The following is a 13,848-nucleotide window of genomic DNA, read 5'->3' as shown; positions in this document are numbered from 1 at the left end:
CCTTGTTAGAAGCCGTCAATATATCGAAAGAGTTTCCGGGGGTAAAAGCCCTCAGACAGGTCAACCTGAAATTTTACCCTGGCAAAGTCAACGCTGTTTTAGGCGAAAACGGGGCCGGAAAATCTACTTTGCTGAAGATATTGACAGGGGTATATACACAATATGACGGAGAAATCATCTTAAAAAATGAAGGGGTCCGGTTCAGAAATGTGAAAGAGGCCCAGAATGCCGGAATCGCCATTATACACCAGGAACTCAACCTTATTCCTGAACTGAGCATTACCGAAAACCTGTTTCTGGGAAGGGAGCTGCTCACTTCTGTGGGTTTTCTGGATGAAAAGAAAATGGATGAAAAAGCCCGGGAGTTGCTGGAGAAACTGCAGCTGGATGCTGCCCCACGATCCCTGGTTAAGCAACTCAAAGTGGGAGAGCAGCAACTGGTGGAGATAGCAAAAGCCCTGCTGGTGAATGCAGAGATCATCATGATGGATGAGCCTACTTCGGCCATCACTGATAAAGAAATAGATAATCTGCACCGGATTGTGCGTGGGCTCAAGGAAGAGGGGAAAACCATCGTGTATATTTCCCACAAAATGAATGAGCTCTTTCGTATTGCCGACTATTATACGGTCATGAGGGATGGCTGCAGTGTGGCTGAAGGAGAAATGAGCCAGACGACTGAACAGGAATTAATAGAACAGATGGTGGGGAGGCAGGTCCTGATTTCAAAAAAGGAAGCAGGCAGCACGTCGGAAGAAACCGTCTTGAAAATAAAAAATCTTAACCTCAGACACCCTTCCGTAAAACACAGGAAGTTATTGACGGATATATCCCTGGAATTGAAAAAGGGAGAAATTCTGGGAATTTTCGGACTGATGGGAGCCGGACGGACAGAGCTGCTGGAAACGATCTTTGGTATGAATCCTTCCTCAAGTGAGGGCTCAGTGGAGATAAACGGCAAAGAAAAGCACTTGAAAACACCAAAGGAAGCCATCCGGAGCGGCCTGGCTTTTCTGACGGAAGACCGGAAAAATGAAGGCTTGGTCCTGGGAATGGACATCACCTCCAATATCAGCCTGAATGCTTCACCGGGCAATGATTTTATCAACCCTTCGAAAGAAAAATCACTTGCCAGGGCTTATATTCAGCAACTGGGCATCAAAACCCCTTCTGAAAATCAATATTGTAAAAACCTGAGCGGAGGAAACCAGCAGAAAGTGATTTTGTCGAAATGGCTGGCCATTCATCCAGAGATACTGATGCTGGACGAACCAACCAGGGGAATCGACATCAATGCCAAGAATGAGATATATGAGTTGGTTAAAAAACTGGCAGCAGACCAGATGAGTATCTTGCTGGTCTCTTCTGAAATTCCCGAGATACTGACCCTCTCCGACAGGATCCTGGTCATGGCGGAAGGTCAGATCAAAGCCTCTTTTTCAGCCTCTGAAGCCACAGAAGATAAATTGTTAAAAGCAGCCTTACCCCATTAAAACAATGACAGTTTCATTCAATAAAGAATTCCTGAAAAAATCGCAGTCGCTGATTGCCTTGTTTCTGCTGTGCCTGGTGCTGAGCCTCTTGTCAGATAAATTCCTGACCGGCACCAATCTCTGGAATGTACTCAGGCAGATTTCGGTCAATGTCTGTATTTCTGTAGGGATGACCCTGGTCGTTCTGATGGCCGGTATCGACCTTTCCGTAGGCTCAGTGTTAGGCCTGACTGCGGCATTGAGTGCAGGCCTGCTTAAAAATGGCCTGGGTTTTGAGTCCCTTGATCTGTTTGTCGGCTTTACGGTACTGGGTGGTGTTCTGGTGGCTATGCTGGTGGGCCTTTTTCTGGGCTTTCTGAATGGATGGTTCATTACTAAGTTTTCCATACCCCCTTTTGTCGCCACCCTGGCGATGCTGACCATTGCCCGGGGTTTGACCATGCTGTACACCCAGGGCATGCCCATTTCCAATTTGGGCAGCAGTTTTGAGTTCATCGGTTCGGGATGGTTTCTTGGGATACCCGTTCCGGTCTGGATTTCTGCATTCTTTGTTTTGATCGTTTTATTTTTGAGTAAGAAGACAACCTTCGGCCGATACATTTATGCCATCGGAGGCAATGAGAAAGCAGCATTTCTATCCGGTATTAATATCAACCGGGTCAAATTAATCGTATACGGCATTGCCGGGATGATGGCGTCTGTGGCCGGAATACTGGTGACTTCCAGGTTAAATTCTGCCCAGCCCAATGCGGGTGCCAGCTATGAACTTGACTCCATTGCCGCAGTAGTGATTGGCGGCACTTCGCTGTCAGGGGGAGTTGGTTCTGTCACCGGAACCGTGATCGGGGCTGCGATTATCGGTGTGCTCAATAACGGCCTGGTCTTGCTGAATGTTTCTCCATTCTGGCAACAGGTGGTCAAGGGCCTGGTAATCCTCGTGGCAGTGATCATCGATAAAATAAACCAGAAAAAAGATTGATTAAACAGATGGTTACGCGGGAAGAAAGGTTAACTCCGTTTCCCTTTTTCCTTCTTTCCTTTCTCCATATCTCCATAAAATGTTTAAATTTGAAGATAAAGTTTAACTTATATCATAATCAGTCATGAGAAAAATATTCCTTCTTCTTTTTTTAAGCTTTCAGCTCACCGCACAGAAAAACAGTTCACTTCCGCGGAGTACGCCCGAAGCCGAAGGCGTTTCTTCTGAAGCGATCGTCAGTTTTCTGGATGCCGCTTCCAAAAGCAAACATGAGTTCCATAGTTTTATGATGCTCAGGCATGGAAAAGTGGTGGCTGAAGCCTGGTGGAATCCATACCGGAATGACTTAAAGCATACGATGTATTCCGTCAGCAAAAGTTTTACGGCAACAGCCGTAGGTTTTGCTGTGGCAGAAAAGAAGTTGAGTGTAGAGGATAAAGTAATCTCATTTTTTCCGGACGATCTGCCCGATCAGGTTAGTCCGAACCTGGCGGCACTACGGGTCAGGGATTTACTGAGTATGAGCGTAGGGCATCAGACAGACCCTACTTTTACGGTGGCAAGTCAGACCGATAACTGGATAAAAGCATTTCTGAAAACACCTGTGCCGCATCAGCCCGGTACTAAGTTTGTCTACAATTCTGTGGCTACATTTATGCTGTCTGCCATTGTTCAGAAAGTGACGGGCCAGAAGATAATGGATTATCTGACTCCGCGGTTATTCAAACCGCTGGGTATCGAAGGCATTGATTGGGAGACCAACCCGCAGGACATCAACACCGGAGGCTGGGGATTAAGACTGAAAACAGAAGATATGGCCAAATTCGGTCAGTTGTTTCTTCAGAAAGGTGTGTGGCAGGGTAAACAGATTTTGCCGGCTGCCTGGGTGGAAGAGGCCAGTACCATGAAAATCATGCAGGATCCGAACGCATCACAAGCCAAAAAGGATTCGAGCGACTGGCTTCAGGGATACGGATACCAGATGTGGCGTAGCCGCAACAACGCCTATCGCGGAGATGGGGCCAATGGCCAGTTTATCATTGTCCTGCCTGATCAGGATGCCGTCATCATCGTCACCGCTGAAGCACCTGATATGCAGGGAGAATTTAACCTGATCTGGAAATATTTATTACCGGCCTTCAAACCAAAGAAATTACCGGCTAATCCTAAAGTGCTGGCCCAGCTGAAAGAGAAAGCCGCTTCACTGGCATTGCCTGTACCCTCAAAAAACGTATCTTCTGAGCTGGAAGCAAAGATATCCGGTAAAACCTACGGAGTGGTTTCCAAAAGCAGAAGTCTTGAAAGCATCGGATTTGAATTTAAGAACGGGACATTGCAGCTGAATCTGAAAACAGACTCTGTTGAGCACCGTTTGTCATTTGGGGCGGGTAAGTGGGAATCCGGCGAAACCACGAAATATGGCCCCTACCTGGTGGCCGGAGCCAGAGGGAACCGTGTCGGATTGCCGGCATTTAAGGTTAAGGGAAGTTACACCTGGAAAGACGACAAAACGCGCGAGTTGACCCTGCGATACATAGAAAGTCCGCATACTGAAACCATCACCTGCAGTTTTGAAGGAGACAAGATATCTGTTGATTTTGAGAACATTTTCAATAAAACTGCCAAAAGAGAACTCACCAAAGGGGTTCTGGTAAAATCCCTGGCCAATCCTCCGAGATTGATTATCAGGGGAGATGACATGGGTTTTTCACATTCAGCCAATGAGGCTCTGGTGAAATCTTACAGGGAAGGCATCGAAACTTCCATAGAGGTGATTGTGCCTTCGCCGTGGTTTCCTGAAGCCGTTAAATTACTGCAGCAAAACCCGGGTGTGGATGTGGGACTGCATTTTGCCATCACCAGTGAGTGGGACAATGTGAAATGGAGACCCCTGACCAACAGCCCGAGCCTGAGAAATGCCGACGGCTATTTCTATCCGATGTTGTATCCCAACAAAAACTATCCGAAACAGGCCGTAACAGATAATGCCTGGAAGATAGAAGAGGTGGAAAAAGAGTTCAGGGCCCAGATTGAAATGGCTTTGAAATACATTCCGAGGCTAAGCCATGTTTCCGGCCACATGAACAGTATCGGGTTTTCGCCGGAAATCAAAGAGCTGGCACACCGACTCGGGAAAGAATACAAACTGCCGATGGTGGATGTGGATGCCATGAAAGACATACAGGTGTCGTATGTCGGGTTTGATGCAAAGAACAAAACTACGGAAGAAAAAATACAGGCATTTATTGCCATGCTGGATAAGCTTGAAGAAGGCAAAACCTATGTGTACGTGGAGCATCCCGGTCTTGACAATGATGAACTGAGGGCCATCTCGCACATTGGGTATGAAGACGTGGCCCAGGGCAGACAGGACGTCACCACCATTTTTACAAGTGAAAAAGTAAAAGAAGCAATCAATCAGAAAGGAATAAAACTGGTGAGCTACGGAGAGGTTCTGAAAGGCCTCAAAAAATAGGATTATCACCGGACAATTACATAAAATGAATTACATTCTTGCCATAGATCAGGGGACGAGCAGTACCAAAACCATTGTTTTTGATGAAAATGGTCAGGCTGTAGCCAAAGGCTCGGTTGACTTAAAAACCAATTATTCCGGGAACGGTTTCGTAGAGCAGGTACCTGAGGATATTTTTCAGAATGTACTGGAGTCGGTCAGGGAGTGCATTGATAACTTCTCAACCGGGGGCTTTGATCTGTCGGATATTGTTTCCTGCGGCATCAGTAACCAGCGGGAAACCTTCGTGCTGTGGGATGAGAAGGGCGAACCATTAAGCCCGGCGGTGGTCTGGGCCTGCAAACGTTCCATCAGGATTTGTGAAGAATTAAGGTCAATAGGCCAGGAAGAGCTCATCAGGCAGTCTACCGGTTTGATCATAGACCCCTACTTTTCGGGTACGAAACTTTTGTGGCTGATTCAGCATGACCCAGCACTCAGGGAAAAACTGGAAAAAGGAGAAGTGTTTTTCGGCACCGTGGATACCTGGTTATTGTTCAGGCTAACCGGCGGTAAACAATTCCGGACCGACTATACCAACGCTTCCCGCACCCTGCTTTTTAATATTCATACCTTAAGCTGGGATAAAGAAATACTGGAACTGTGGGGGATTGAAAAGCTGCATCTGCCGGAAGTCTGTCCTTCTTCCTTTGATTTTGGGAAGAGCGATTTCCAAGGTATCTTCTCTCATGAAATGCCTGTGACCGCCATGATCGGTGATTCGCATGCTGCTACTTTTGGCGAAGGTTGCTTTGAAAAAGGGAATGCCAAAGTAACCCTGGGTACCGGAAGTTCCATCATGATGAACACAGGCGAAAAACCGGTTGCTTCAGCCAACGGCATGCTCACCACCATTTGCTGGAGTACCGGAAGCCAGGTCAACTACGCCCTCGAAGGGGCGATTGTTTCCTGTGGTTCCACCATAGAATGGCTTAAAAATGAACTGAATCTGTTTACCGATCCCAAGGAAACAGAACAGATGGCCGGAGCTGTGGAAGACAACGGAGGGGTTTATCTTGTTCCGGCATTCAGTGGTCTAGGAGCTCCGCACTGGCAAATGAGCAGGAAGGCCTCCATAGAAGGGCTGACGTTCGGAGCCACTAAAAACCACATCGTCCGGGCAGCCCTTGAAAGCATTCCTTATCAGATCAGGGACGTCACAGAGGCGATGAAACAGGACATCGGTTCACCGCTCAGGGCCATTTCAGTCAACGGGGGAATGACCCAGAACCGGTTCGTTATCAGGTTCCTGGCAGATTTGTTGGGGCTTGAACTCAGAAAACTGCAAACCCCGGATGTATCTGCTTTGGGGGCTGCTTATTTGTCAGGATTGCAAAGTGGCGTGTTTAAGAGTCTCAGCCAGCTCTCCGAAATTAACGGGTCTCATACAGAAACGATCTTGCCTGATTCTGACAATAAAGCCATATTGACTTTTTATGAGGGATGGAAAGAGAAAATTCGCGGTTGAATTGGCGTTATTCAAAGGAATTGAAAAAAAGATTTTGTATCCTTGCTGCTCAAACCTTAAAATGAAAAATGACACAGGAACAAGTACAGTCTGTAGTAAACAAAATGTTTGCTCATATTTCAGGTAAAATCGATGATTACAGAACCAGCGAACCCGATTGGAGTATCTCCCAGGGCAATGTGGCTGTTTGTATTATTGACGATGCAGGGAATATTTACGGTAAAATCTGGGGTACCAACAAAGTCCGTGGCCGCAGTTTTTATGATGTGGCTTACCGCAAAGCTTCCCAGGTCTGGATCACAGGCTATAAGACAGGCGAATATGAAAGACTGGTTTTTTCAGATGTGCTGAACTACAAAGATTTCGGGATCGAATTACCCGACCTTATGGGTTGGGAGGGAGGCCAGCCACTTCACCTGGACGCAGAAACCCGCATATCCTGCGGATTCAGTGGTTTTAAAGGTGTAAACGACCTGGCCATTGTCAAAAATGCTTTGGAGTTTGTTCTAGCGAACTGAGCAGTAGAAACACCTGAAAACCCGTCTGAATCCCGGACAGGTTCAGCGATATTCATCAGGTCAGGATGATCAGGTCCAGGGCTAAAAATTCCTTCAGCACCTTATGTATAGTGCTGACTGTTTTCTGATCAGGCTGGATCTGATGGCTGTCACACCACAGCTGCAGGAATGTTCCGACGGTCATTTCTTTGTCCAGTAAATCAAGAACACGGCATTCCGTTTCAGTCAGAAGAAATTCCTGGAAACACAGCCCGTCTGAACTTAAGGTCATCTTATACCAGTAACATTCTGAGTTGTAAACCAGGTCGTTAAACCAGTTGAAGGTGCTCTTCAGGCACATACCCGGATTAATGCTGATGCTGGAAGACCATATTTCTTCAACAGGCTGGACACAGAAAACCCGGTGCTTTTCAAGCCGGCTGAACAGGCTTTCCTGACTTGTTTTTTGCAGCAGATAACTCAGAACTTCCTGCCGGGAAGTTTCAAACTGATAGCAGTCCGAAGCCTTTTCAGGCCAGTTACAGGCATTAATCAGCTCTGAAATAAAGTCTTTATTCTGATTATTGACGCTCGTCTTCAATAACTCACTTAACCTGATGTATGGGTGACTCCGTACGTCTTCAGGTTTTGTGAATATCCTTTCGGCGACAGGTAATTTCTTCTCATTGGCCGGATCCAGCAGTATATGAAAATTTTTTCGAAGTTCAGGGTTGTCAGAGCAGAGTTGATCAATCTTTTCCAGTTGCTCAGGCCATGTTTTATACAGCCAGAATTCCATCAGGTTGCAATATTCGACCCTGTATTTGAAAGTAGCCAGCAGGTGTATAAAATCCGGTGTTCCGGTTTGCGGATTAAGGGTATTGAAATCGGTGACTTCTTCAAAATTGGTCCGGAAAACCGGTTTTTTCAAAAATGCCGGTTTCTGATTTTTTGCATTCAGGTAAGCTAAAAGCAGGGCCTGTTCCAGGTAAATGCTGATAAATCTGAAATCTTCCTTTTGCTTGGCAAACAGGTCAGAGTTCGTTTCTGTAAATGCGAGGGCGTTGTTGTAGAATGTTTTAAAAGTCTGATAGTCAGTTCCTCCGGTAATGCCCGTATTCGCCGCCATGGCAAGGCGTGAGTAGGGGGTGTGCATATAAGCCGGCAGATCCTGGGCATACTTATGGCTGTTCAGCCAGATATTTTTGTAGGCCACCTCATCCATTTCTATATTTTGTGCTATCACCTCCGATCTGAAAAAATCTTCACCCGGAATATTGAACCAGAAAACATCCCCGTCGGCATGCACAAAAGGCTCATCCTGGTTAGCATAAGTGTACATTTTTCCAAGGCCCCAGACTTTTTTGATGACCCCGGTTATTTCCTCCAGGTCTGTTTTTACTTCATCATATGAAAGCCCCAGGACCTCTGTGAGCATTTTTGCTCCTTCCCGGTTGGCATTAAGTGCCACCTGGCCGAAGTTCTTTTTCAATAAAATAAAACTGAGAGACCAGCTGATGAACTCGTATCTTTTGCTGATCCAGCTTCCCGCACTCTTATCACCTGGCAAAATCCAGAAACTTTGTATAGCTTTCATTCACTTTAATTTGTGCAAAAATAAAATATCTTTGCACAAATAAGCGAAAAATGTATTCTAAAGTCCCCGCTATCAAATACTTTATTGCATGCTTTATCCTGGTATTGATCATCTGGAAAAGAAACGCAATTGTCAAATACTATGAAGTCTACCGGTACAAGGCATCATGGAAATTTTATAAGGCACTGGGTGAAAAAACAGGGAGTAGTGATTTTCACTATTCCGGGAAACAGGTTTTTGAAAATCTCACCTTTGATCAGCCCATGATGATCCGGCAAATCCCTTTTTTCCCCGGTACTTTTTTTGTGGCTGAAAAATCCGGTAAAATCATGAAAACAGACCAGGCAGGCGGTCATGCAGAGGTTTTTTTTGATGGCACAAAAAAGATGTCTGATGATTATTATCACGGGATGTACAACTTTGCTATTCACCCTGAAGACTCAGTTTTGGTGGTTTGTTATACGATCTTCAGGAAAAGTAGAAAAGGGAAAAACACCGGTGTAATAGAATTGTATTCTTTCGGTAAAAACGGAGTGGACTACGCCCGTTCAAAGTCCCTTTACCGGTTTCCTCTGGTAGATCATTTCGGTGGAGGCCTGGAGTTTGACCAGGATGGTTTTTTGTTTATTGCCACCGGCGATTTTGAAGGTGGTGATCCACATAACCAGGCCCAGAACCTTAAAAGTTTATCCGGTAAAATTCTCCGGCTTAAAATAAATGGACTTTCAGGCGAAATTCCGTTGGATAATCCTTTTTCAGACACTAAATTTGTAAAAAAGGAGATCTGGGCATCTGGCCTCAGAAACCCTTTCAGAATGTCTTTCCTTGAAAATGGGAAAACCCTCGTAGTTGCCGATGTAGGCCATGATGACACAGAAGAGATAGATATAGTACAGGCAGGTAAAAACTACGGATGGAGCATTAAGGAAGGAAGCCGCACCTTTAAAAACACAAAAAACAATACGATCCTCACTGACCCGGTTTATCATTATGAACATGGTGTCGACGGCTTTTCCATAACGGGTGGATTGGTGTACAATGGTGAAAAATTTCCGGAACTGAAGAACAAATATATCTTCGGTGACTTTATAACAGGCCGAATCTGGAGTCTGGATTTATCAGAACGTAAATCCCATGCTAAATTATTAATGAAAAATGCCGGGGGAATTACATCATTTTGTCAGACCTCTGCCGGCGAAATACTATGGACGGATCTTTCAACGAATAAAATATATAAACTAGTTAAAAGCCGATGAAAATTATACAACTGGACAGTAGTAATATTGCAAAGGAAGTATTTGATAATGAGGTAGTCATGATTAATATTCCGTTAGGGAAATATTACAGCGTGAGAGGAAGTGCCGGAGTGAGGGTGCTTGAAATCCTTGAACAACCCGCAACACATGAGGAAATTACCAAAACCATTGCAGCAGAGTATGAAGTAAGTCATGAACAAGCCGCAGCTGATGTGGACGCATTTCTTCAGCATATTGAAAACGAATCATTGGTATTGGAATCCCGGGAACCGGCAGTTGAACCAGCACCGTTAAATGTCGCGGTAAAACAGGCTTATGCCATACCTGCACTGGAAGTATTTGATGACATGCAGGAACTGATCCTTCTTGATCCCGTACATGATGTTGAATCTTTTAAAGGATGGCCTCAGAAGAAGGATGGAAGCACCGATTAATGAGGGCGAATTGGCTCAGCACCTTTCTTCATCCGGGTTCTATTCAATAGGAAATAAGGTATTTAAAATTGAAGCGTACGGTAGTTTTGATGCAGAAGCTTATGTAAGAAGTCTGCAGCATCTGAAAATAAATGCAGATCATGCCGACGTAACCCTTAAACTGATCGAGTCAGAAAGTACGGGTTCCACCCCTCCTGAAGCTTGGTGGAAGTGGGAAGATATTGATACTTACAATGGAGAACTGCTGGGTTTCGGTGAAGGCTACTGTGCCGTTTTTAACTCTACCGACCTCTCGTTTGTTTTTATAGATTACAGCTCCGGTGTGATCATTTACTGGGCCAATGATTTTAATAAGCTTCCGGTTAACGAGACTACCGCCCCGCTGAGAAACATTCTTTCTTACTGGTTCAGGCATTCCACTTTTTTCCTGTGTCATGCTGCAGGCGTGGGTTTAAGCAATGGCGGGGTGTTGCTGACCGGCAAAGGTGGTTCCGGAAAATCCACGAGTACCCTGTCATGTCTGAAAAGCGACCTGAAGCTGGCAGGAGATGATTTTTTATTGGTGGATGCTGAAAGCGGCAGAGCCTACAGCCTTTATGGCGTAGCTAAACTGAATGCTGACCAGTTTAAGCGATTCAGGTATCTCGAAGAGTTTATTGCCAATCCTCACCAGGTTCCTGAAGAAAAAGGACATGTGTACGTCAATGAAGAGTTCCCGGAAAAGATTCTTAATGAGTTTACGATTACCTCTATCCTGTTGCCGACGGTTACCGGCAAACCGGATACTTATATAGAAAAATGCTCCAAGATTGATGCCGTAAAAGCCCTGGTGCCTTCCTCTGTCTGGATATTGAAATCTGATGTACAGTCAGTTGAAAAGATGAAAAAACTGATTGCCAGAATACCTGCTTACAGACTTTTTGCCGGAACTGATTTGGAGCAGATACCTCAACAAATAATAGCCCATCTCCATGAAAGTTAGTGTCATATTGCCTGTTTATAATGTTGAAAATTATCTGGCCGAAAGCATAGAGTCTGTGCTGGTCCAGACTTGCCAGGACTTCGAAATCATTGCAGTAAATGACGGATCAACGGATGGCTCTCCGGCTATCCTTGAAAAATACCGAGACAGGCTCAAAATCTTTAACCAGGCTAACTCAGGAATAGCAGAAACATTGAACAGGGGGATAAGCGAGGCTTCCGGAGAATTCATCGCCTTTATTGACGGAGATGATCTGTGGTCAGCCGACAAACTTGAAGTGCAGCTTGGGATCATGCATGACAATCCTGATCTTGATGCTACTTTTGCAGAGATGGAGCAGTTTTTAAGCCCCGAATTAAACCATACTCCTGAAAGATTCAGATTTGACAAAGGACCTTTGAAAGGGTTTGCGAAAATCACAGCCTTAATCAGGAAAGAGGTTTTTTCCGCCTACGGAAAATTCATCGACGTACGGCATGGCGAATTTGTCGAGTGGTTTGACGGTGCCAGGAATAAAGGTATCCGATACAATCAGTCCACACATATTGTGGCCCAAAGGCGAATCAGGGAAAATTCTATGTCGCAGAACCCCGACTATTATCCGAGCCTGCTGAAATTCTTAAAGAGCAGGATGGACGAAAAAAGAAATGAAGCATAGGTTGAAACATATCGGAGGGCACTTCCCTGATCACCAGCAGACGCTTTTGCTGAAGGCCGCTTTGCTTGATAAGTCCGAAGCCGCAGCCTGTTTTGAAGCATGGCTGCAATCGCACAGTCTGGCTTATCTGAGGCCCGGATCTGCCACTTTCTTGTCAGATTTTATGGATACGCTTGATCTCGGAAGCCAGCGGATGTTGCCTTTGGTGATTCATAACCTGGGCGAAGATGCTCATCCTTATTTTAAATTCCTGTCAGGGATCCGTAAAAATTACTGGGTCAAAACAAAACAGATCTTACATAACGCTCAGAAAGTAAGAAACACCCTGGAGCAAAACGGGATTCCATGTATCCTGATCAAAGGCCTGGACCTGGCAACGCGTTATTACCACAATGATACCCTGAGGCCCATGAGTGACGGGGACATCCTGGTGCCGTTTGCTTTTCGCAGTCAGGCATTGGAGATAGCACGGAAAGGACTTAAAATCAGTGCTTATGATCATTCCATGAAAGATTTTCTGCACGGAATCCACCTCAGGTTTGACCGGCAGGAGGCTGACGCAGACCTGCACTGGAATATTTTCAAAGAATATCCTGACAGTTCAACGGCTTCTGATTTTATATGGGATAAACTTACAGAGGTAAAAACGAGTATAGGTATCGATAAAAGAATGCAGGATACACATGCATTTTTTGTAAGTTTGGTACATGGCCGGAATTTCGGAGTGGTTTCGCCTTTCAGGTGGGTGGCTGACACCATGATGGTCTATAGAAATGCCGGACACCTGGATTGGGACGAGATGCTGGATTTATGCCAAAGGTTTCATTTTAAGCCTTTTATAAAAAGAGCTTTCCCGTACCTGGTAAAAGAATTTGGCATGAAAGTACCTGAAGGATTTATGACCAGCCTGGAGGAAATGCCGGCCGGACAGCTGGAAGAGTCTTATTACCGGGCTTTTTCCCAGAGTTTTAACCAGGGAAACCTCGTTTCCCGGATCTGGGGTAATTTCAGGAACAGGCTTATTTTTTACCGGCTTTTTGTCAAAGAAAATCATGGTTCGGTGTTTTCTTATTTTGTCGCCTGGTATACCGGTGTAATGAAAGCAAAACTATCCCCTGAAATCAGATGAAAATATATTTGGTACTTCTGCTGACTTTCTCACTGCATCTGATCAATATGGTAGCCTTGTCGGCGAGAATGGTAGGGATTCGTACCGGTAAAATGGCGGCTTCATTTGCTGTCTATAATATCCTTTTTCTTTCTGCCAGATTTGCCTACACCCTGCAGGCCCCGATGCTCGCCAAAACGGTGGAAGAGTCGATTCTGACCGGGAATGGTCCTGACAACGCCCTTTTTATGAAGGTCTGCCTGGTGGCTTTTGCCGGTAGTCTGGCCGGGGCTTTTTTTATCCCGACGGTTCAGCGGCTCATGTACAAAGCCGTTGAAAAAGCCTATCAGAAAAACTCTGTCGTTCATATCTTATGGGCAGCTTTCAGTATCAAAACCATCAGACATTTTAAAGACTCATTGAAAATTCCCTCCAGGTCAAACCTTCTCCGGCTCAGTGACATAAAAGACATCCCGCTCGGAATCATTGCCATCAATGTCGTCGTTTCAGCTTTGCTTACCGTCAGCGTACTATCGTGTTTGTATGCCGGTTATTTAAATCCTGATTTACGCTCCACTTCCCTTTCTTTAAATGGCTTTATTGTGGGTCTGTCTACCGTGCTGTTCATGATTGTTGTGGAGCCACATATAGGCATCATCGCTGACAAAGTCATACAGGGCGAATATTCAGATGCGTACTTCAGAAGATACCTGGTTTTTGTGGTCATCGCCAGAAGCCTTGGTACAGCTTTGGGTATTTTTCTGCTTGTCCCTTTGGCCCATGTGGTCGTTTTTCTGGCAAAGTCCGTTTTTATTTAGCCCTATTGCTTCCAGGATTAAATCACCAGGTCAATGCCGGCTT

Annotated in this window: 12 protein-coding genes; 11 read left to right on the top strand and 1 reads right to left on the bottom strand. The window is 45.3% G+C overall.

Annotated elements, in window-relative coordinates:
- The first annotated feature begins 2 nt into the window (after positions 1-2).
- The 5 genes from GVN16_RS05555 (at position 3) to GVN16_RS05535 (ending at position 6,973) form a co-directional block, all read left to right on the top strand.
- Entirely contained in the window at positions 3-1,493 is a 1,491-nt protein-coding gene (locus tag GVN16_RS05555; protein WP_166562854.1) for a sugar ABC transporter ATP-binding protein, read from the top strand.
- A 4-nt stretch (positions 1,494-1,497) separates the two neighbouring features.
- On the top strand, positions 1,498-2,472 hold the full coding sequence (locus tag GVN16_RS05550) for an ABC transporter permease (RefSeq protein WP_166562853.1): 975 nt from the start codon (positions 1,498-1,500) through the stop codon (positions 2,470-2,472).
- A gap of 124 nt (positions 2,473-2,596) precedes the next feature.
- On the top strand, positions 2,597-4,948 hold the full coding sequence (locus GVN16_RS05545; RefSeq protein ID WP_166562852.1) for a ChbG/HpnK family deacetylase: 2,352 nt from the start codon (positions 2,597-2,599) through the stop codon (positions 4,946-4,948).
- Positions 4,949-4,973: 25 nt separating this feature from the next.
- The gene (locus GVN16_RS05540) at positions 4,974-6,455 is read left to right on the top strand and encodes a glycerol kinase GlpK (RefSeq protein ID WP_166562851.1); all 1,482 of its coding nucleotides are present in this window, start codon (positions 4,974-4,976) and stop codon (positions 6,453-6,455) included.
- A gap of 68 nt (positions 6,456-6,523) precedes the next feature.
- Positions 6,524-6,973 (top strand): hypothetical protein, encoded by a 450-nt coding sequence (locus GVN16_RS05535; RefSeq protein WP_166562850.1) that lies wholly within the window; start codon positions 6,524-6,526, stop codon positions 6,971-6,973.
- Positions 6,974-7,028: 55 nt separating this feature from the next.
- Here the strand turns inward: GVN16_RS05535 and GVN16_RS05530 are convergent, their stop codons facing one another.
- Complete coding sequence (locus tag GVN16_RS05530; RefSeq protein ID WP_166562849.1) at positions 7,029-8,549, bottom strand: DUF6734 family protein; 1,521 nt, start codon at positions 8,547-8,549, stop codon at positions 7,029-7,031.
- Between the two features lie 50 nt (positions 8,550-8,599).
- Here GVN16_RS05530 and GVN16_RS05525 point away from each other — a divergent pair, with 50 nt between their 5' ends.
- The 6 genes from GVN16_RS05525 to GVN16_RS05500 are packed head-to-tail and all read left to right on the top strand — an operon-like array spanning position 8,600 to position 13,805.
- Positions 8,600-9,805, top strand: coding sequence for a sorbosone dehydrogenase family protein (locus GVN16_RS05525; RefSeq protein ID WP_166562848.1), 1,206 nt, complete (start codon positions 8,600-8,602; stop codon positions 9,803-9,805).
- Positions 9,802-10,239 (top strand): PqqD family protein, encoded by a 438-nt coding sequence (locus GVN16_RS05520; protein WP_166562847.1) that lies wholly within the window; start codon positions 9,802-9,804, stop codon positions 10,237-10,239. Before GVN16_RS05525 ends, GVN16_RS05520 begins: the two co-directional genes overlap by 4 nt.
- Positions 10,223-11,221 (top strand): hypothetical protein, encoded by a 999-nt coding sequence (locus tag GVN16_RS05515; protein WP_166562846.1) that lies wholly within the window; start codon positions 10,223-10,225, stop codon positions 11,219-11,221. The genes GVN16_RS05520 and GVN16_RS05515 overlap by 17 nt, the downstream gene beginning before the upstream one ends.
- On the top strand, positions 11,211-11,879 hold the full coding sequence (locus GVN16_RS05510) for a glycosyltransferase family A protein (protein WP_166562845.1): 669 nt from the start codon (positions 11,211-11,213) through the stop codon (positions 11,877-11,879). The genes GVN16_RS05515 and GVN16_RS05510 overlap by 11 nt, the downstream gene beginning before the upstream one ends.
- Positions 11,869-13,008 (top strand): nucleotidyltransferase family protein, encoded by a 1,140-nt coding sequence (locus GVN16_RS05505; RefSeq protein WP_166562844.1) that lies wholly within the window; start codon positions 11,869-11,871, stop codon positions 13,006-13,008. The genes GVN16_RS05510 and GVN16_RS05505 overlap by 11 nt, the downstream gene beginning before the upstream one ends.
- Positions 13,005-13,805: a lipid II flippase family protein gene (locus GVN16_RS05500; RefSeq protein WP_166562843.1), complete on the top strand. Its 801-nt coding sequence runs from the start codon at positions 13,005-13,007 to the stop codon at positions 13,803-13,805. The genes GVN16_RS05505 and GVN16_RS05500 overlap by 4 nt, the downstream gene beginning before the upstream one ends.
- The last annotated feature ends 43 nt before the right edge of the window (positions 13,806-13,848 follow it).

The sequence above is a fragment of the Emticicia sp. CRIBPO genome, from assembly GCF_009905725.1.
Classification (GTDB): Bacteria; Bacteroidota; Bacteroidia; order Cytophagales; family Spirosomataceae; genus Leadbetterella.
The sequence above is the reverse complement of the archived record's forward strand: the minus strand, read 5'-3'. Positions and strand labels throughout refer to the sequence as shown.